Below are 17,244 nucleotides of genomic sequence, written 5' to 3'. Positions count from 1 at the left end.
GCGGCCTGCATGGACGTCGGCCCCCGATCGTTGAAGCCGACGAGGGCGCCAACGTCGAGCTTGGGCGAAGCAGACACCCGACTTGCGTTGTCGGGTGCAAAGCCGTAAGACCTGCACGTCGCGAAAAACGACGCCCGCATCACTGGGCTTCGCGCATACGCCGACCGTTTCGCGGTCGGCCAGCGGCTCCAACAGCACGAGCCTGACGACAGATTGGGCTCCCGATTTCGTGCTCCGTCGGCACGGATCGCAAGACATGGAGCGCGCTATGCAGTATCCCATCACGATTGTGGGCGCAGGTTTGGGTGGCCTCACCCTGGCCCGCATTCTCAATCTCAATGGCATCGCCGCCGTGATCTACGAGGCAGAGGCATCGCCCAGCGCCCGCGTGCAGGGCGGGCTGCTCGACATGCATGAAGCTACCGGCCAGCATGCCCTGAGGGTGGCCGGTCTGTTCGAGCAGTTCGAGCGGCTGGTGCGTCCCAGCGAGGACGCGAAGCGCGTCGTCGATCGAGATGGCACAGTGCTGCTCGACAAGCCCGGTAATCCCTTCAGCAAGCGCCCGGAGGTGGACCGCGGTGAGCTGCGGAAGATGCTGATCGATGCCCTGCCGCGGGGCACGATCCATCGGGGACACAAGGTCGCGTCGGTGTCGTCGAGAGGCAACGGCCGAAACGAGCTCCGATTCGTCGACGGCACTGGCACGACGACGTCGCTGCTCGTAGGCGCCGATGGCGCATGGTCGAGGGTGCGGCCGCTCTTGTCCCAGACGAAGCCTGAATATTCCGGGACCTGCTTCATCGAGACGCATCTGTCGGCGGACGATCCGCGCAGCGTCGCAAACGCTGAGATCATCGGCACAGGCACGCTGATGGCAGTGGCGCCGGGTAAGGGCATTCTTGCCCATCGCAACGCGGACGGCAGTGTTCACGTCTATGTTGCGATCAACAAGCCGGAAAGCTGGGCATCAAGCATCGACTTCACGGAGGCGCGCGCCGGTCTCGCTCGGGTCGCCGAGCAGTTCGACGGTTGGGCCGCACCGCTGGTCGCGCTGATCACAAACACCGATATCTCGCCCGTGATACGGCCGATCTACGCGCTGCCGGTCGACCATCGCTGGCGCCACGTGCCAGGCGCGACGCTGCTCGGCGATGCCGCGCACCTAATGTCTCCCTTCGCTGGTGAAGGCGCCAACTTGGCGATGTATGACGCCGCTGAGCTGGCTGTTGCGATCGCCGTCAAAAACGACTACGAAGCCGCCATCGCCGAATACGAACAGCGTCTGTTCCCTCGCAGCACCAGCGTTGCGCAAACCAGCGCGCAGAACCTCACTCGGTTCTTCGGACCCGAGGCTCCTCAGAGCGTCGCCGACCTCTTCAGCGCCTTGGGCTGAGAGATACGGCCCAAAACGAGGGCTCGACCCCCCTTGATCGCCGCTTCGGAAGTTTGGTCGGCACAGCACCTTCGAGACAAATAGGCTGTTTCGGTCTTTCCAGCGAATTTCGAGGAGCTGATGTTGGAGCGCGACCTGTCACGAGCGTCTTGATGGTCAATTGGTCTTCAATTGACCGACACGGTTCTCCGCAATCCAGCGGGCAGCCAGCACCAGCGCGCCCATGCTGAAATCCTTACCGTGCTTGGCGACCATTTCTTCCGACAGTTTGGCGAGCCGTTCGAAGAATTCATCCTTGCTCTTGTCCTCAGGGGTAAGTTCGGTCTGCATCCTTCTTCTCCTGTCGCTTGCGGCCCGTATTGGCCTATTTGAACATCTGGGCGGGAAAGGTGATGATCGCGGCGGTACCGTCGACGGCGCCTAACGCCAGGTGCCGTCCGTCGCCGGACCAAGCAAGCGCGGTCACCGCGCTGCCCAGGGGTCTGACGAGGAGTTCGTCCCGCGTTCCGATCTGGGCGATGGTGATCCGACCGTTGGCATAGCCGGCCGCAATCAGTTTCTTCTGCGGATGGGCGGCCACGGCCTCGACCGGAACCAACCCGGCGCGGCCAGTCTCCAGAGCGCCGGAGGTTTCGCCGTCAAGTGGCGGCGCGGTCATCGACCAGCCGGCAATCCGGAATGCGCCCGACGCAAACAGCGCGTCCCCCGGCGCGCTCCAGCATACCGTCCGGACTGACGATGGAAATCCCGCCACGATTGCAGTTCGGTCATCACTTGCGCTGACCAGAGCAAGGCCTCCGGTTTCGAGCCCACAGGCCAGCCAGGCGCCGTCGCCACTCCAGCAAATTGACATCGGGTGCGCTGAAAAGGCGAAATCGCGCATCGGGGTGGGCTCGCCTTCGACTATCCAGGTCGACAACCCGTGCTCCTGACCACAGGCAAGCCTCCTCCCGGCTGGTGAGAAGGCAAGCGCGTCCGTGGATGGTGGCGCGTCGCGTTGCAGCCTCACTGGCTCGATCCCGCCGCGCGCCAAAAAGATGTCCTGCCCGCTGCTGACGGCCACCATGCCCGTCCGAGGACTATAGTCGATTGCGACGGCAGGTCCGGCGATCTTGACCAGCGTCTCCATCACAGAGCCGTCCGCGTTCAGCCGGGCCACATCGCCGGCCGCCGTCCCGACGAGAAAGTCGGACCCAAGGTAGCTTGCGAGCGGAACATCGCCATCAGCCAGAACGGCGGTCGCTACCAGTGGCACCGGCGGCTTTTCCCTTGGGCGGATCGTCGTTTGGCCGAGATCGCCGCTCACCCTGATCCGCTGCTCCGGCGGTTCCTGGTCCGCGACTGCCGCTATGGCAACCGTTCCGTCGATGCACGTGAAGGCGACGGTCGAGCCATCGGCGCTGAAGCGCAGATCGGCGATCGCCGATGGACGGCACCAGCTTCTCGCCAGCAGGTCGAACAAGGTGAGGTTCTGTATCGCGTGCTGGTTCATGGCCACTCCCTTCGTCAGTTCACGGTCTTCGCCAGGCGACGGTCGACATCGTCAATGTCACCTTCGGCGGCCGCGATACGTTCCTCGCACGCCGTGCATGCGTTCCTGAATGCCGCGGCACTCTCCTCGGCTTCATGCAAGTCCTGCACCAGTTGCGCGTTCGTGCCGCGTCTGCCGATCTCGAGTTCTAGGCGCAGCACATCCATCTCGACGCCGGCAAGTTTCTGGTTGAGACGCTGCGCCTCGGCGGTGAGCGCGCAGACGCTCGCGACGAGATCGAGGCGGCGGGCGAGCAGCGCGTCACGGCTTTCGGTTTGCCCCATCGGACCCTCCTGTCACTTTTCGTTTCCAGGCACCGGACCTGGCGGTTGCTCGAATGCCGCCAGCAGCCCGGGCAGTGTGCCGGCCTGTGACTGGAACTGCTTTTCGGCCGTCTCGATGTGGCTCTTGAGCTGGTCCCAGATGTCGACGCGCATCATCGCAGTCGTGTCCCCGGTGAGGCGCTCGATTTCTTCGACGCGGAACTGGCGCGACAGCGAAACGCCGGAAAATACGAAGTCGCGCAGCAGGATGGCGTGGCTCTCGATGAACAGATGGATCATCGGATGCGTTTCGGCGGTGACGCCGCCGGCCGCAAGTTCGGCCCGGATGAAGCTCTGGAAGTGGCTCTGCAGGCGCAATTGGCTCTCGCCCATGAAACGCATGACAAACACCAGATCACGGGGCATCAGCCTTACCAGATCGCCGGCAACGCCGTCGGACAGATCGGATGTTGGCGGCGGACGGCTCCGGTTGTCCCTGTCGTTCGGCATAGCCTCTCTCCTGCTGAGCCGCATGGGCCGTCACGTTGAAATAATAGAGAGACCAGAAGAATTGAATAGATGGTGTGTATTTTTCTGCATGCTGCAGGTGCTAAGTAAATATATTGCGATTGCGAATAGAAGAAAATCATTACACCCGTAAGTTACAATTGTAAAATAACGTTACAGTTGATGGCGATCTCTGCCGTCGAAATACGCGTGGGTTGTTCCCAGCGGCCGGATGCGCCCTTATTTCCAAACTGGCACGGCGCTTGCTTTGTCTATTTCCATAAGAAGCCCATCGCGCTCTCGTCGCGGTGCTAAAAGAACGAAGGAACGGAGGAAGCAGGTCCGCTTCGATACGCCATCGCAAGTGCGGTTGGCGTAGCGAGCCGCGCCAGACCCCTCACAAACCTTTGCCGCGATCCACTTGAACAGCCGGCCGTCGGTCGCGCCTGAATGCGCAACCCTTTGTCGTGCCGTTCGCACTCTCACTGGCGGCGCTGTTTGCCGTCTCACGCCCGGATCAAGGGATCCTCGGCTCAAACCTGGTGGAGGCTTATGACGATGTCGTCTTTGACGCTCAACAAGATTACCTCGCAACGCGGCATTTCCGTAGGCGAGGCGACGAAGAAGATTTCCGACCTCGGTTGGAACCCGACCTATGTCCAGGAAGCGATGACGTTTCCGACCGACTACAAGATCGCCAAGGCGCCGCGCGATCCGATGAAGCAGGTGCTGCGCTCTTACTTCCCCATGCAGGAGGAGAAGGACAACCGCGTCTATGGCGCGCTCGATGCCGCTCTTCGCGGCGACATGTTCCGCAATGTCGAGCCGCGCTGGGTGGAATGGATGAAGCTCTTCCTCGCCATCATTCCCTTCCCGGAAATCTCCGCCGCCCGTTCGATGGCGATGGTGGCGCGGCTGGCGCCGGGCGAGGATCTCAGGACCGGCTTCACCATGCAGATGGTCGACGAGTTCCGCCACTCCACGATCCAGATGAACCTGAAGAAGTGGTACATGGAGAACTACATCGATCCGGCGGGCTTCGACATCACCGAGGAAGCCTTCGGCAAGTGCTATGCGACGACCATCGGCCGCCAGTTCGGCGAAGGCTTCATCACCGGCGACACGATGACGGCCGCGTGCATGTACCTGACCGTCGTGGCCGAGACGGCGTTCACCAACACGCTCTTCGTCGCCATGCCCTCGGAGGCCGCCCGCAACGGCGATTACGCGCTGCCGACCGTGTTCCTTTCGGTGCAGTCCGACGAGAGCCGGCACATCGGCAACGGCCACTCGCTGTTGATGGCCGCGCTGAAGGAGCCTGAGAACCACCTGCTGCTCGAGCGCGACATGCGCTACGCTTTCTGGCAGAACCACGCCATCGTCGATGCCGCAATCGGCACCTTCATCGAATACGGCACCACCAATCGCGACAAGTCGAAGGAATCCTACGCGGAGATGTGGCACCGCTGGATCTACGAAGACTACTATCGCACCTACATGCTGCCGCTCGAGAAGTACGGCATCAAGATCCACCATGACGATGTCCAGGCAGCCTGGGAGCGCATCACCAAGAAGAACTACGTCCACAAGGTCGGCCAGTTCTTCGCGGTCGGCTGGCCGGTCAACTTCTGGCGCATCGAGGCCCAGACCGACAAGGACTTCGAGTGGTTCGAGCACAAATATCCGGGCTGGTACGCCGAGTTCGGCGACTTCTGGAAATGGTATGCCAAGCTCAGCCACAAGGGCGAGAAGGTGCTCTTGTTCAACAGCGATGTCGGTTACGTCTATCCGCACCGCTGCTGGTCCTGCCTCGTGCCTTGCCTGATCCGCGAGGACATCGTGGTCGACGAGATCGATGGGCAGCTGCATACCTTCGCCCACGAGCTCGACCGCTGGACCGCTGTCGAAGCCTTCGCCGATGAATATCAGGGCCGTCCGACGCCCGCGATGGGCCGCTTCAGCGGGAAGCGCGAGTGGGAGACGCTCTATGACGGCTGGGATCTCGCCGATGCGATCAAGGACCTCAACTTCGTCCGTTCCGATGGCAAGACGCTGATCCCGCAGCCGCATTTGCGCTTCGGCGCCGACGAGCAGTGGACGCTCGACGATGTGCGCGGCAACATCCTCGGATCGCCGCTCAAGGCGCTTCGCGGCATGTCGCCGGCCGATCGTGAAAAGCACCTGGCCGAGTATCGGGCCGGCTTCACGATCACGCCCTTCAACTGACCATACGAGCGCGGGGGCCGGGTTCCGACCCCCGCGACATTCCAGAGGAAGGCCATCTCCTGTCCTGCGGACGGGCCGGAGAGGAATTGGGAGGTTATCGATGACTGGTGCTCACACCGTGCGCCTGGAGCCGGTCGGCGTCGAGTTCGAGGTCGAAAACGGCGAGACGGTCCTGAACGCGGCATTCCGCCAAGGCATTGCGCTGCCGCATGGCTGCAAGGAAGGGCAATGCTCGGCCTGCAAATGCGTGCTGCTCGAAGGCGAGGTCGACATGCTGAAATACTCGACCTTCGCCCTCAACGACACGGAGAAGGATACCGGGCACATCCTGTTGTGCCGGTCCATCGCCTATTCCGACATGCATGTCGAGCTTCTCAACTACGACGAGGAGGTGCTGGCGAAATCAATCGCGGTGAAGACGTTCAAAGGCCGGATCTCAAAATTCGAACATCTGACCCATGACATCCGCGGCATCGAGATCGAGCTCGGCTCGCCGATAAAATTCTGGGCTGGGCAATATGTCGACATCACGGTCACCACGCAAAAAGGGGAGACGATTACGCGCTCGTTCTCCATGGCAAATACGCCGGACCAAACCCAAAAACTTTCCTTCATCATCAAGAAATATCCCGAAGGAAAGTTCTCCGGAGAGCTTGATTCCGGAGGCATCCGCGTCGGAGCCGAAGTCACTGTCGCCGGACCCTATGGAACCTGCTTCCGGCGGGAGGAACGGCAAGGCCCCCTGATCCTGGTCGGCGCCGGCTCCGGCATGTCGCCGGTTTGGTCGATCCTCAACGATCACCTGAAGAGCGGCGAGAAGCGGGACGTGTTCTTCTTCTACGGCGCGCGGACCCCGACCGACCTGTTCTATCTTGACAGGATCGCCGAGCTTGCCGGCCGCCATCCGGAGCTGAACTTCATCCCGGTGCTGTCGCATGTGAATGGCGAGGCGTGGGACGGCGAGCGCGGCTTCGTCCACCAGAGCGTCGATGCCAAGCTCAAGCAACTGGCGGTCGACGGGCAGGGCGACGTCTACGCCTGCGGTCCTCCGCCCATGATCGATGCGCTGCAGCCGGTCCTGTTCATGAACGGCTTCGAGAGCGAACGCATCTTCTTCGACCGGTTCACCACGTCGTCCAGCGCCACCCCGAGTCATTGAGACGGCCCGGAGCCAGCGACACCAAAGCAACTGCAACAAGGGAGTGAAGACAATGGTAGCAACGTCGAGTTCAGTCGGATCGGGAGCCGCGGGAGCCGCGATCTTCGCCGATTCCGACAGCCGCAAATATCGGTATTTCGATCCGAAAGGCCAGCGCGCCACCCATTACGAGGATGTCACGGTCGACGTGCAGCCCGACCCCGAGCGCTACCTGATCCAGGACTGGATCATCTCCTTCTCGAACGGCAAGGGCGCCTACATCAAGGACAATACGGCTGCCAAGAGCTCGAACTGGCATGCCTTCCGGGCTCCCGACCAGGAGTGGGAGCGCACGCATTATCAGCGCCAGTCGAAAATCGAGACGATGGTGCAGAGCGTGATCACCAATGCCCGCCGCGCCGGCGCGCCGAAGACCTTCGACAAGGTGTGGGCCAAGCTCCTGCAGGCGCATCTCGGAGCGTGGAAACATGCCGAGTTCGGCCTAGGCACTTCGCTGATGCAGGCGCAGCGCTACGGCTACACGCAGATGATCAACAACGCCACGCTGACCAATTCGTCCTACAAGCTGAGGCTCGCCCAGGACATCACGCTCTATCTCGCTGAGATCGGCATGGACATCGCCGGCTGGGACGACGAACTCGGCAAGAAGCACTGGCTGGAGGACGGTGTCTGGCAGGGCACCCGCGAGGCGGTCGAAACCATCATGGGCACGACCGATTATCTGGAACAGTACTTCGCCATCAACATCGTGTTCGAACCGCTGGTCGGCGAACTGTTCCGCTCCGGCTTCCTGATGCAGGCCGCGGCGGCCAACCACGACTTCATCACACCGCCGGTGATCTCGGCGGCTGAAGCCGACTACGAGCGCAACCTCGCCAACACCATCGACCTGGCCTACCTGCTTGCCAATGACGAGAAGCATGGCGCGGCGAACAGGAAGCTCTTCCAGGGCTGGGTGAACAAGCACGGCGCGCTTGCCGACAAGGCAGCCACCGGCCTTCAGCCGATCTGGTCGATGCCGCATTCCAAGCCGATTTCCTTCACCGACGTTCGCGCCCAATCCGAGGAACGGATCGGCCAGATCCTCGGCGAACTCGGCCTCAAGCGCTGAACAGGGAGAAGACCAACATGTCAGTAGCAGCACGCGACGCCTCGCAGTCCAACATCTTCAAATCGATGAAGGACATCACCTTTGAGCAGACGATTTCGCACCAGTGCGGCGTCACCATGAACGACTCGGTCGAGGCGCGCGCCATCGCCGAATTCATGGGCAAGAAGCCGGGGGTTATCGTCACTTACCAGCCGGCCATGATCCGCATCGACGGCAACGGCAAGCTGATCTTCAAGATGGACGAGATCAGCGAATATCTCGGCCGCGACATGACCGCCGAGATCTTCGAGGTCAACACCTCTACCCACTACGGCCGCATGGTGCGCGTCGACGACAACACCGTGATCCTGTTCGGAAACATGGACGAGGTCTTCGAATACATCTGAGGAAGCCGGGCACCGGCGCGCCGCCCGATCGCGGCGCGCCCACTCCATCAACAGGACGGCATCAACGCGACGATTGCGGAGGCAAGAATGTACAGGACACCTGAAGGCAAAGACATCTTCGTGGTCGATGGCCACACCCATTTCTGGGACGGCAGCCCGGAGAATCAAAGGAACATCCACGGCAAGCAGTTCATCGACTGCTTCTACGCCTATCATACGGGGCTGAGCCCGAAGGAGCAGCTTTGGGAGAAGGGCAAGTTCGAGAAATACAGCGCCGACGATCTCTATCGCGACCTGTTCATAGACGGTCCGGACGACGTGGCGATCGTCCAGTCGACCTATCTGAAGGATTTCTACAAGAACGGGTTCAACACGATCGAGCGCAACGCAGAGGTCGCCAAACGCTACCCTGAGCGCTTCATCATCAATGGGTCCTTCGATCCGCGCGACGGCGAGAAGGCGCTGGAATACATCCACTTCATGAAGGAGACTTATGACGTCAAGGGCGTGAAGATGTACACGGCCGAGTGGAATGGCGCCTCCAAGGGCTGGAAGCTCACCGATCCCGACGCCTACAGGTGCTTCGAGCTCTGTGAAAAACTCGGCATCAAAAACATTCACGTCCACAAGGGCCCGACAATCATCCCGCTCAGCAAGGACGCGTTCGACGTGCATGACGTCGACCACGCAGCGACGGATTTCCAGGGCTTGAACTGGATCATCGAGCATTGCGGCCTGCCGCGCCTCGACGATTTCTGCTGGATCGCGACGCAGGAAACCAATGTCTATGGCGGCCTTGCCGTGGCGCTGCCCTTCATCCATTCGCGCCCGCGCTATTTCGGCGAGGTCATTGCCGAGCTGCTGTTCTGGATCGGGCCGGAAAAGATCCTGTTCGGCTCCGACTATGCGATCTGGACGCCACGCTGGCTCGTCGAGAAATTCTGGGCGTATCAGATCCCCGAGGACATCGCCGCGGAACGCGGCGTGCAGCTGACCGACGAGATCAAGGAGAAGATCCTCGGGCTGAATGCCGCGCGCCTCTACGAGATCGACGTCGAAGCGAAGAAGAAGGCGTTCGCAAGTTCGCCCTTCAGCATCGCGGCGGAGTAGGGCCATGGCAACCGCCAGCGTTTCCGACAGCCGCGAGAAGGAACTCTGGCGGCGCCTTGGCGAGGTCAATGACCCGGAACTCGACGAACCGATTACCGAGATGGGCTTCGTCGAGCGCGCCGAGATGACGGGCGACGGCAGCGTGGAGGTCGATTTCCGCCTGCCGACCTACTGGTGCTCGCCCAACTTCGCTTTCCTCATGCTCGACGGCGTCCGCAAGGCGCTCGACCAGCTTTCCTGGTCGCCCGCCTATCGCGTGAAACTGCACGATCATATGTTCGCGGAGGAGGTCAATCGCGGCATCGAAGCCGGCAAGGCATTCGGCGACATATTCGCCGAGTTAGCCGCAGACGCGGATCTCGGCGCCGTGCGCGAAACCTTCAGGATGAAGGCATTCAAGCGCCGCCAGGAAGCGGTCCTGCGCGGACTTCGGCAGCACGGCCTGACGGATGTCGAAATCCTCGGCATGGACCTGCCGGCATACGATGCCGCCAGCTTCGAGCCGGGCGAGGCGGCCATGCAGAAGCCACGGTACCGGGCAGCGCTGCTGGAGCGGTTTCCCGATCGCTGTATGGACGATCCCGTCTTCGTCACCTGGGAGGGGCGGCAAATTCCGCCTGCCGCGCTCAGTGCCCATCTCGCCGAGTTACGCGGTGTGCGTGTCAACATGGAGTTCAACGGTGCGCTTTGCCGTGGGCTCAAGCAGACAAGATACAAGGAACTGAGCGTGGTCGAAGGCGAGCCGACGCTGGTCGACTTCATCATGGATCGCGTGCCGGCGCGAAACGCGCCGGCCGTCTAAGCAGCGTCGAAAGCAACGGCCTCCCTCGCACGAGGCCCCCAACCAACAACCCGCCCGTAAGGCGGAAGGAGGAATCATGCCTAAAATTATGCTTCACAATTCCGAGGCCCGCCGGGCCCTTGCCCGTGGCGTCTTCAGGCTGGCGGCGGCAGTCGAACCGACGCTCGGTCCCAAAGGCATGAACGCCATGATCGACCGGCCGATCGGAACGCCGATGGTGACCCGCGACGGCGTCAGCATCGCTTCCGAGATCGAGCTGCATGACCGTTTCGAGAACATGGGCGCGCAGGTCGTCCGCGAGGTGTCGATGCAGACCAATGAGGTCGCCGGCGACGGCACGACGACCGCCATCGTGCTCGCCAACGCGCTGATCCAGGGCGGCATCGAGGCCAATGAGCGCGGCGCCAAATCAGTCGATCTCTGCAAGGGCATCAACCTTGCCGTGGCGGCGGTCGTGACGGCCCTCAAGGCATCGGCCAAGCCCGCCAAGGGCAATGGCGTCCTCGCCTCGGTTGCCAACATCGCCGCGACCGATGCCAAGCTTGGCGCGCTGGTGGCGCAAGCGCATGAGCGCGTCGGCGCGGAAGGCGTCATCACCACCGATTTCAGCGTGACCACCGAGACCACGCTGGACGTGGTCGAGGGCATGTCCTTCGACCGCGGCTACCTCTCGCATCACATGGTGACGGACCAGGAGAAGATGGAGGCCGTGCTCGAGCGGCCCTTCATCCTGATGACCGATCTCAAGATCAAGGAGCCCACGGCGCTCGAGACTGCGCGCCGTATCGCCGACGAGGCGGGGCGCCCGTTGCTGATCGTGTCCGAGGAAGTGTCGCCGGAAGTTGTGGTCACACTGCTGGGCAAGCAGGGGCCAGGCAAATACCTCGTCGTCCATCCGCCGGAATATGGCCATTGGCGAAAGGCCATGATGGAGGACCTGGCGATCATCACCGGCGGTAGGGTGATAGCCCGCGACCTCGGCGGCCGGCTGGAGGACATCACAGTCGACGATCTTGGGACCGCTGACCGGGTGAAGACCAGCTCATCCTACACCTCGATCATTCGCGGCGGCGGCGACCATGACGCGATCGCGGCGCGCCGCGCCCAGGTGCAGCGGCAGTATGAGGCCGCGCCGCCGAATATCGAGCAGGACAAGCTGCGCGAGCGCCTGGCCAAGCTCTCCGGCGGTACCGCGATCCTCTATGCCGGCGGCGTCACGCCGGTCGAGCAGAAGCGGACCATCCAGCTGATCGAGGATTCGCTGAATGCGGTGCGCGTGGCGTCCGAGGAGGGCGTGGTTGCCGGTGGCGGCTCGGCGTTGGCCCAGATCGCGCCGCTGCTCGACAAGGTGGCGACCGGTGTCGACGGCGATGTCGCCGAAGGCGTGCGCCTGGTCCGGTCGGTGCTGACACGGCCGCTCTGGCGCATCGCCGCCAATGCCGGCGCCGATCCCGAAGCCGTGGTAGCCGAGGTGACGCGCATCAACGGCGGCTACGGTTATAACGCATCCGCCGGCAGCTACCAGAACATGTTCGAAGCCGGGATCATCGATCCTGTCCGCGTCACCTACACCGCGCTGGCCAATGCCGCCTCCGTGGCGACGCTGATCCTGACCACCGAGACACTGATCGGCGATCTTGCCGAGGATGAGGACCCGACGGCCGGGCCGGCGCTCGGCGGCGGCGCGGAAAAGCTTGGCCGCGCCTGAAACAATTCCGGACCTGAAAGGACACGACGATGAAAGCCGCAAGACTTTACGAATACGACCCGCACATGAACGTCAAGCTCAAGATCGAGGAGGTCAAGGCGCCGACGATCACGGCCCCGGACGAGGTCATCGTGCGGGTAGGTGCCGCCGGCCTCTGCCGCACCGACCTCCATATCATTGAAGGTGTGTGGAAACCGACCATGGACCCCGACGGCAGCCTTCTGCCTTACATCATGGGTCATGAGAACGCCGGCTGGGTCGAGGAGGTCGGCAGCGGCATCAGATCGGTCAAGCGCGGCGATGCCGTGATCTGCCATCCGTTCCGCTCTTGCGGCATCTGCCTCAACTGCCGGCACGGCGAGGATATGTACTGCGACAATGGCCAGTTCCCTGGGCTGGGCATGAATGGCGGCTTCGCCGAATATTTCATCACCAGTGAACGTTCGCTGATCAAGCTCAATGCCAATGTCACGCCGATCGAAGTGGCGCCGCTGGCAGATGCTGGCATCACCGCTTATCGCGCCGCCAAACGGGCGGCGAAGCTTTTGCGGCCGGGGAGCTACTGCGTCTTGCTCGGCATCGGCGGGCTCGGACACATCGCGCTGCAGTCGCTGCATGCGATTTCAGGCTGCCGGATAATCGCCGTCGATCGTGAGCCTGCCGCGCGCGTGCTGGCCAAGGATCTCGGTGCCGACTTCGTCCTCGATGGCGGGCCGAACGTCGTCGAGGAAGTAAAGGCGATCACCGGCGGCGGCGCCCATGTGGTCATCGATTTCGTCGGCGAGCTTGGCGTGGAAAACATCTGCTGGAAGATGGTGCGCAAGGGCGGCCAGCTGTTCGTGGTCGGCTATGGCGGCGCCGTCAACGTGCCGACCGCGCATCTGGTCATCGAGGAAATCAACATCGGCGGCAGCCTGGTCGGCAATTTCACCGAGCTCGTCGAACTGATGGAGCTCAACGCCGACGGCAAGGTCAAGATGCACTACACCGAGTACAACCTTGCCAGCATCAACACCGCGCTCGACGACTTCAAGAACCGGCGCTTCACCGGCCGCGGCGTCATCGTTCCCTGAAAACCTTAGGCCCGGATGGGCGCGGAAAGCCGCGGTATCCGGTCCAGGCGTCATAATCCGGAGAGGAAAAATGAACAAATACATCTGTGAATTCGTCGGAACCTTCGCGCTGGTCTTCTTCGGCTGCGCGACGGTTCTGTTCATGCGTTCCGAGGTCGGACTGCTCGGTGTTGCAATGGCCTTCGGCCTGTCGGTGATTGCGATGGCCTATTCGATCGGGCCGATTTCCGGCGCGCATCTCAACCCGGCGGTAAGCCTTGGCGTCTTCGTTTCGGGCCGGATGAAGTCCAACGATCTCGCCGGCTACGTGGTCGCGCAATGTCTGGGGGCGATCGCTGCCTCGGCGGTGCTCTACGTGATGGCGCAAGGCAAAGGCGGCGGCTATGACGTCGCCGCGAATGGTTTTGCCCAGAACGGCTGGTCGGCCTATTCGGCGACTTCGGCGTTCTTGTTCGAGGCAGTCGCCACATTCCTCTTTCTGCTCGTCATCTTGCGTGCCACCGCGGAGGACGGCGCGGGTGCTCTGGCTGGCCTGGCGATCGGTTTGACGCTGGTCATGATCCACCTCGCCGGCATTGCCGTGTCAGGGTCTTCGGTCAATCCGGCTCGCTCGCTAGGGCCCGCGTTGTTTGCCGGCGGAAGCGCGCTGTCGCAGCTCTGGCTCTATATCGTGGCGCCTTGCCTGGGCGCTGCCGCGGCCGGACTGGTGCTGCGCACCGGGATGATCGGCGCCAGCGAACCGGCACCGCAGCTCGCCTGATCGGCCGCTGCCTTTTTGTCGGTAAGAGTTCCCCAACCCATGGCGGAACGCCATGGGTTTCTTTTTGCTGCGTGTTCAGACGAAGCCGCGCCGGATGCCATATTGCTCGAGCTTGCGGTAGAGCGTTGGCCTGGAAATGCCCAGCCGCTGCGCCACCCGGCTGAGATTGCCGCCCTCCGCGGTCAGCGCATTCTTCAACGCTTGGTGTTCCGCCTCGGCTAGCGTGCCAGCGGGCTCTTCGGGGGAGACTGCCGTGTTGCTGCCCGGCTGCGGCTCGGAACCGCCATCCGTGATTTCCTCGGGAAGGTCGTGCAGTCCGATACCGCGGCCGCGCGCCAGGACGTGCAGCCGTCCGACGAGGTTCTTCAGCTCGCGCACATTGCCCGGCCACCGATAGGCGAGCAATGCAGCGACAGCTTCCTGCGAGAATTCCAGCGGCTCGTCGCCTGATGCAGCGGCGATCTTCCGGTTGAAATGTTCGATCAGCAGCAGCACGTCCTCGCCGCGATCGCGCAGCGGCGGCACAGTGATCGAGACGGCGCCGATCCGATAATAGAGGTCGCGGCGGAAACGACCCGCAGCGACTTCCTGCTTGAGGTCTCGATTGGTCGAGGCGACGAGCCGGACGTCGACTGGCCGGCCTCGGTTGTCGCCGATACGGTGGACCACGCGCTCTTCCAGGACACGCAACAGAAACGGCTGGATCTCGAGCGGCATCTCGCCGATCTCGTCGAGGCTGAGCACGCCGCCATTGGCAAGCTCGAAGACACCCGGTTTGCCGTCGCGTGATGCGCCGGTGAAGGCGCCGGCGACATGGCCGAACAGCTCGCTGCCGAACAAGTCCTTTGTGATGGCGCCGCAATTCATCGCGATGAACGGGTCGCTGTCCGTACGCCGGCTGCCGGCATGGACGAGCCGCGCGAACAGCTCCTTGCCGACGCCGGTCTCGCCTTCGACCAGCAGCGAGGCGATGCTTTTCGATCGCGCGACGCGGCAGGCGACATCGACTGCGGCAAGCAGTGCCTCGCTCTCGCCGACTATCATTGCGGCTGCGTCTTGAAGATGCTTGTCCGCCTCCCGGTTGATCACGGTCGGGCTCGGAACTGTCGGCGCCGACGGGAACACCAGCGCCGCGCCGCGCAAGTCGCCATCGAGCTTGAGCGGTGTGATGTGGCAGGAGCGCAGATGAGCCGGCAGAGCCCTGGCGATATCGGCCTCCGAACCGGACGACGGAAGGTTCATCAGCCAGCGGCCGCGACCCGCGTCTATCGGGCCGCTGGTCATTTCGGCGGCTTCGCCGTCGGGCAGGTTGTTTCGGTAGATCGCGCGCCCGCGATGATCGACGATCACCAGTCCATCTCTTCGGCGATAGCCGGGAGCCGAGGAAATGAAAGCTTCGAGCAGGCGTGTGCGCTGCTCCTGTTGCTGCTCTGCCAATGCTTTTTCGATCTGGCGGGCCGTGGCGGCGACAAGCGCGGTGTTGTGCGGTCGGAAGATCGGCGAGTAGCCCGACAAGTCGACGACCCCGACTATCTTGCCGTCCAGCGGATCGCGGATCGGCGCCCCGGCGCAGGTCCAGGACTTGATGCCGGCGCAGAAGTGCTCCGCCGCATGGACGAAAGTCGGTTCCCCGGTCCACAGCGCCGTGCCGATGCCGTTGGTCCCGACGGCGCCCTCATTCCATTTGCCGCCGATGGCCAGATGAATATCCATGCCGTCATGCAGGGTCTTCTTGTCGCCGATGGCATCGATCAGCACGCCGTCGCTGTCGGCAAGAACCAGCATCGCGCCGGTGCCCTCCAGCAACTGACCGATGGAGGCGAAGGATCGGCGCGCCGCCGAGAGCAGTTCGGCATTGGCCCGGGTCAGGTACTCGATTTCGTCGCGATCGCTGCTCAGCGGCGCTTCGATCCCCTGAGCGTTGATGCCGCCGGTGGCGCTGCGATACCAGGAGTCGTGAATGAGGGAGCGGACGTGGCTTGGGCGGATCGGATCGCGGACACATTTGGGCTCGTCCGCCAGAAAATCTTCCCAAGCGCGCATGGTGGCGCGCTCGTCATAGTCGATGCTGCCCAGAGCGATTTGATTGCCGGCCAACGACGCACGCGTCGGAAGAGCATCGATCTTCATCTGATTAGGCCCAGGATCGCGTTTCATTCAGTCATTACGGAACCTTCGAGGCATGCCAATGCTGTATGCTGTCTTGGATCGGACGTGCCGAAGCCGGTCCAATCGCTTACCGGTCAATTGATGCCTAGTTTCGCGCCGATGTCGGTGGCGAGCTGTTCTTCGGAGTAGGTGGCGGTGAGGCGACGCCCGTCCATTTCGGCAAGCTTCGCGGCGACGGCTTCGTCGACCGGCGCGAAGTAGCCGTTCTGCTTGGTGGCCAATACGAAAATGTGCTCGCCGCCGCGATCGCGGATATCGCCGATATGATGAAGCTGACGGCCTGTGTTTTGATCCTTCGAGATCACACGCCCATTGAGGCTGACATGCACGGACGGGTTGGCCTCGGCCACAGATCCGGTTGCGCCGCCAACATGAAAGATAAGGCCTTGAGCCTTCGGTTTCTGACGTGGCTGTTTCGAAGCTGAATAACCGCCGGCGCTGAGCTGGTCGGCAAGGCGCACGATGGTTGAGCGGTTCTGCTCAATCAGCCTTTTGACTTGAGCATCCTCGCGCCGCGGGCCATCCCGCTTGGAGATGATTTCGACCATGAATCCTCCCAGATTCGTCGGCAGTGCCGGTATGGCAATTTTTCTTGCTTGCAGCGGACCTTACACTGCCACAGTCGGGTCCGCCATTCATATTAGTTAGTGCCGAAATGGATGTCGTTGGTAGCAGGTGGCTGCTACACCGGGGTATTCGTAGGTTGAGCAATGCCCGTGTCATGCCGCCTTGCTCTTCGATTCCGAGGGCTCGCTGTTGAATGAGTGTGCTGTTGCAGGAGACATTCTATTTCCCGTATCGCTGCTCCAGCGCTTCGGCAATATGCTCGCAAAGCAACTCCCCGGTGACGATGGTGACGTGGAGACGGATGCGTGCGCCCCGCGGATCGACCATCGTGACCACCGCGCCGCGGTCGGAGTATTCGAACGTGTCCAGAACCTTGTGAATGACAAAGTCAGCTACATTGGGTGCCGAGCCGGCGTGATTTTCCACGGCTTTCCTCCATCCCGAAATCAGCGGGTCCCTTTGGCAGCAGTCGCGTGCCT

17 protein-coding genes are annotated in these 17,244 nt (G+C 62.4%); 10 read left to right on the top strand and 7 right to left on the bottom strand.

Features of this window, described 5'->3' with window-relative positions; genetic code table 11:
* Positions 1-268: 268 nt before the first annotated feature.
* Entirely contained in the window at positions 269-1,393 is a 1,125-nt protein-coding gene (locus LB552_RS12815) for an FAD-dependent oxidoreductase (protein ID WP_224606271.1), read from the top strand.
* A gap of 156 nt (positions 1,394-1,549) precedes the next feature.
* On the opposite strand, the gene LB552_RS12810 is transcribed toward LB552_RS12815, so the two are convergent.
* The 4 genes from LB552_RS12810 to LB552_RS12795 are packed head-to-tail and all read right to left on the bottom strand — an operon-like array spanning position 1,550 to position 3,697.
* A complete protein-coding gene (locus LB552_RS12810; protein WP_181174704.1) occupies positions 1,550-1,723 on the bottom strand; it encodes a hypothetical protein in 174 nt (57 codons plus the stop codon).
* Between the two features lie 34 nt (positions 1,724-1,757).
* Positions 1,758-2,885 (bottom strand): WD40 repeat domain-containing protein, encoded by a 1,128-nt coding sequence (locus LB552_RS12805; RefSeq protein WP_140839164.1) that lies wholly within the window; start codon positions 2,883-2,885, stop codon positions 1,758-1,760.
* A gap of 14 nt (positions 2,886-2,899) precedes the next feature.
* On the bottom strand, positions 2,900-3,208 hold the full coding sequence (locus LB552_RS12800; protein ID WP_140839161.1) for a hypothetical protein: 309 nt from the start codon (positions 3,206-3,208) through the stop codon (positions 2,900-2,902).
* 12 nt (positions 3,209-3,220) lie between these two features.
* A complete protein-coding gene (locus tag LB552_RS12795; RefSeq protein WP_224600591.1) occupies positions 3,221-3,697 on the bottom strand; it encodes a hypothetical protein in 477 nt (158 codons plus the stop codon).
* A gap of 549 nt (positions 3,698-4,246) precedes the next feature.
* Between LB552_RS12795 and LB552_RS12790 the strand changes: the two genes are divergently transcribed.
* The 9 genes from LB552_RS12790 to LB552_RS12750 all read left to right on the top strand — a co-directional run bounded on the left by LB552_RS12790 (position 4,247) and on the right by LB552_RS12750 (position 14,029).
* Complete coding sequence (locus LB552_RS12790) at positions 4,247-5,920, top strand: aromatic/alkene/methane monooxygenase hydroxylase/oxygenase subunit alpha (protein ID WP_224600592.1); 1,674 nt, start codon at positions 4,247-4,249, stop codon at positions 5,918-5,920.
* Positions 5,921-6,020: 100 nt separating this feature from the next.
* On the top strand, positions 6,021-7,079 hold the full coding sequence (locus LB552_RS12785; RefSeq protein WP_140839155.1) for an NADH:ubiquinone reductase (Na(+)-transporting) subunit F: 1,059 nt from the start codon (positions 6,021-6,023) through the stop codon (positions 7,077-7,079).
* A gap of 52 nt (positions 7,080-7,131) precedes the next feature.
* Entirely contained in the window at positions 7,132-8,190 is a 1,059-nt protein-coding gene (locus tag LB552_RS12780; protein WP_224523075.1) for an aromatic/alkene monooxygenase hydroxylase subunit beta, read from the top strand.
* A gap of 17 nt (positions 8,191-8,207) precedes the next feature.
* The gene (locus LB552_RS12775) at positions 8,208-8,576 is read left to right on the top strand and encodes an MmoB/DmpM family protein (RefSeq protein WP_112097527.1); all 369 of its coding nucleotides are present in this window, start codon (positions 8,208-8,210) and stop codon (positions 8,574-8,576) included.
* A gap of 87 nt (positions 8,577-8,663) precedes the next feature.
* A complete protein-coding gene (locus LB552_RS12770; protein ID WP_140839152.1) occupies positions 8,664-9,686 on the top strand; it encodes an amidohydrolase family protein in 1,023 nt (340 codons plus the stop codon).
* Positions 9,687-9,690: 4 nt separating this feature from the next.
* Complete coding sequence (locus tag LB552_RS12765; RefSeq protein ID WP_224606267.1) at positions 9,691-10,488, top strand: iron-sulfur cluster assembly protein; 798 nt, start codon at positions 9,691-9,693, stop codon at positions 10,486-10,488.
* Between the two features lie 76 nt (positions 10,489-10,564).
* Positions 10,565-12,196, top strand: a complete 1,632-nt coding sequence (locus LB552_RS12760) for a molecular chaperone GroEL (protein WP_224606264.1) — start codon at positions 10,565-10,567, stop codon at positions 12,194-12,196.
* A 29-nt stretch (positions 12,197-12,225) separates the two neighbouring features.
* Positions 12,226-13,269: an NAD(P)-dependent alcohol dehydrogenase gene (locus LB552_RS12755; RefSeq protein ID WP_224606261.1), complete on the top strand. Its 1,044-nt coding sequence runs from the start codon at positions 12,226-12,228 to the stop codon at positions 13,267-13,269.
* Positions 13,270-13,339: 70 nt separating this feature from the next.
* A complete protein-coding gene (locus LB552_RS12750) occupies positions 13,340-14,029 on the top strand; it encodes an MIP family channel protein (protein WP_224542959.1) in 690 nt (229 codons plus the stop codon).
* Positions 14,030-14,104: 75 nt separating this feature from the next.
* On the opposite strand, the gene LB552_RS12745 is transcribed toward LB552_RS12750, so the two are convergent.
* From LB552_RS12745 to LB552_RS12735, 3 genes are all read right to left on the bottom strand, one after another.
* Positions 14,105-16,159, bottom strand: a complete 2,055-nt coding sequence (locus LB552_RS12745) for a sigma-54-dependent Fis family transcriptional regulator (RefSeq protein WP_224606258.1) — start codon at positions 16,157-16,159, stop codon at positions 14,105-14,107.
* A 113-nt stretch (positions 16,160-16,272) separates the two neighbouring features.
* Positions 16,273-16,746, bottom strand: a complete 474-nt coding sequence (locus LB552_RS12740) for a hypothetical protein (RefSeq protein ID WP_224600596.1) — start codon at positions 16,744-16,746, stop codon at positions 16,273-16,275.
* A 238-nt stretch (positions 16,747-16,984) separates the two neighbouring features.
* Complete coding sequence (locus tag LB552_RS12735) at positions 16,985-17,191, bottom strand: hypothetical protein (protein WP_140839140.1); 207 nt, start codon at positions 17,189-17,191, stop codon at positions 16,985-16,987.
* Positions 17,192-17,244: the final 53 nt, after the last annotated feature.

Source organism: Mesorhizobium sp. CA7, from assembly GCF_020165015.1.
In the GTDB taxonomy this organism is placed as follows: domain Bacteria; phylum Pseudomonadota; class Alphaproteobacteria; order Rhizobiales; family Rhizobiaceae; genus Mesorhizobium.
This window is presented reverse-complemented; position numbering and strand designations above follow the sequence as displayed.

Bases quoted from the DNA above. Each gene is read 5' to 3' on its own strand.
- LB552_RS12810 (WP_181174704.1), bottom strand. From the start codon at position 1,723: ATGCAGACCGAACTTACCCCTGAGGACAAGAGCAAGGATGAATTCTTC.
- LB552_RS12800 (WP_140839161.1), bottom strand. From the start codon at position 3,208: ATGGGGCAAACCGAAAGCCGTGACGCGCTGCTCGCCCGCCGCCTCGAT.
- LB552_RS12760 (WP_224606264.1), top strand. From the start codon at position 10,565: ATGCCTAAAATTATGCTTCACAATTCCGAGGCCCGCCGGGCCCTTGCC.
- LB552_RS12755 (WP_224606261.1), top strand. From the start codon at position 12,226: ATGAAAGCCGCAAGACTTTACGAATACGACCCGCACATGAACGTCAAG.
- LB552_RS12770 (WP_140839152.1), top strand. From the start codon at position 8,664: ATGTACAGGACACCTGAAGGCAAAGACATCTTCGTGGTCGATGGCCAC.
- LB552_RS12740 (WP_224600596.1), bottom strand. From the start codon at position 16,746: ATGGTCGAAATCATCTCCAAGCGGGATGGCCCGCGGCGCGAGGATGCT.
- LB552_RS12815 (WP_224606271.1), top strand. From the start codon at position 269: ATGCAGTATCCCATCACGATTGTGGGCGCAGGTTTGGGTGGCCTCACC.
- LB552_RS12780 (WP_224523075.1), top strand. From the start codon at position 7,132: ATGGTAGCAACGTCGAGTTCAGTCGGATCGGGAGCCGCGGGAGCCGCG.
- LB552_RS12745 (WP_224606258.1), bottom strand. From the start codon at position 16,159: ATGAAGATCGATGCTCTTCCGACGCGTGCGTCGTTGGCCGGCAATCAA.
- LB552_RS12765 (WP_224606267.1), top strand. From the start codon at position 9,691: ATGGCAACCGCCAGCGTTTCCGACAGCCGCGAGAAGGAACTCTGGCGG.
- LB552_RS12775 (WP_112097527.1), top strand. From the start codon at position 8,208: ATGTCAGTAGCAGCACGCGACGCCTCGCAGTCCAACATCTTCAAATCG.
- LB552_RS12790 (WP_224600592.1), top strand. From the start codon at position 4,247: ATGACGATGTCGTCTTTGACGCTCAACAAGATTACCTCGCAACGCGGC.
- LB552_RS12805 (WP_140839164.1), bottom strand. From the start codon at position 2,885: ATGAACCAGCACGCGATACAGAACCTCACCTTGTTCGACCTGCTGGCG.
- LB552_RS12750 (WP_224542959.1), top strand. From the start codon at position 13,340: ATGAACAAATACATCTGTGAATTCGTCGGAACCTTCGCGCTGGTCTTC.
- LB552_RS12795 (WP_224600591.1), bottom strand. From the start codon at position 3,697: ATGCCGAACGACAGGGACAACCGGAGCCGTCCGCCGCCAACATCCGAT.
- LB552_RS12785 (WP_140839155.1), top strand. From the start codon at position 6,021: ATGACTGGTGCTCACACCGTGCGCCTGGAGCCGGTCGGCGTCGAGTTC.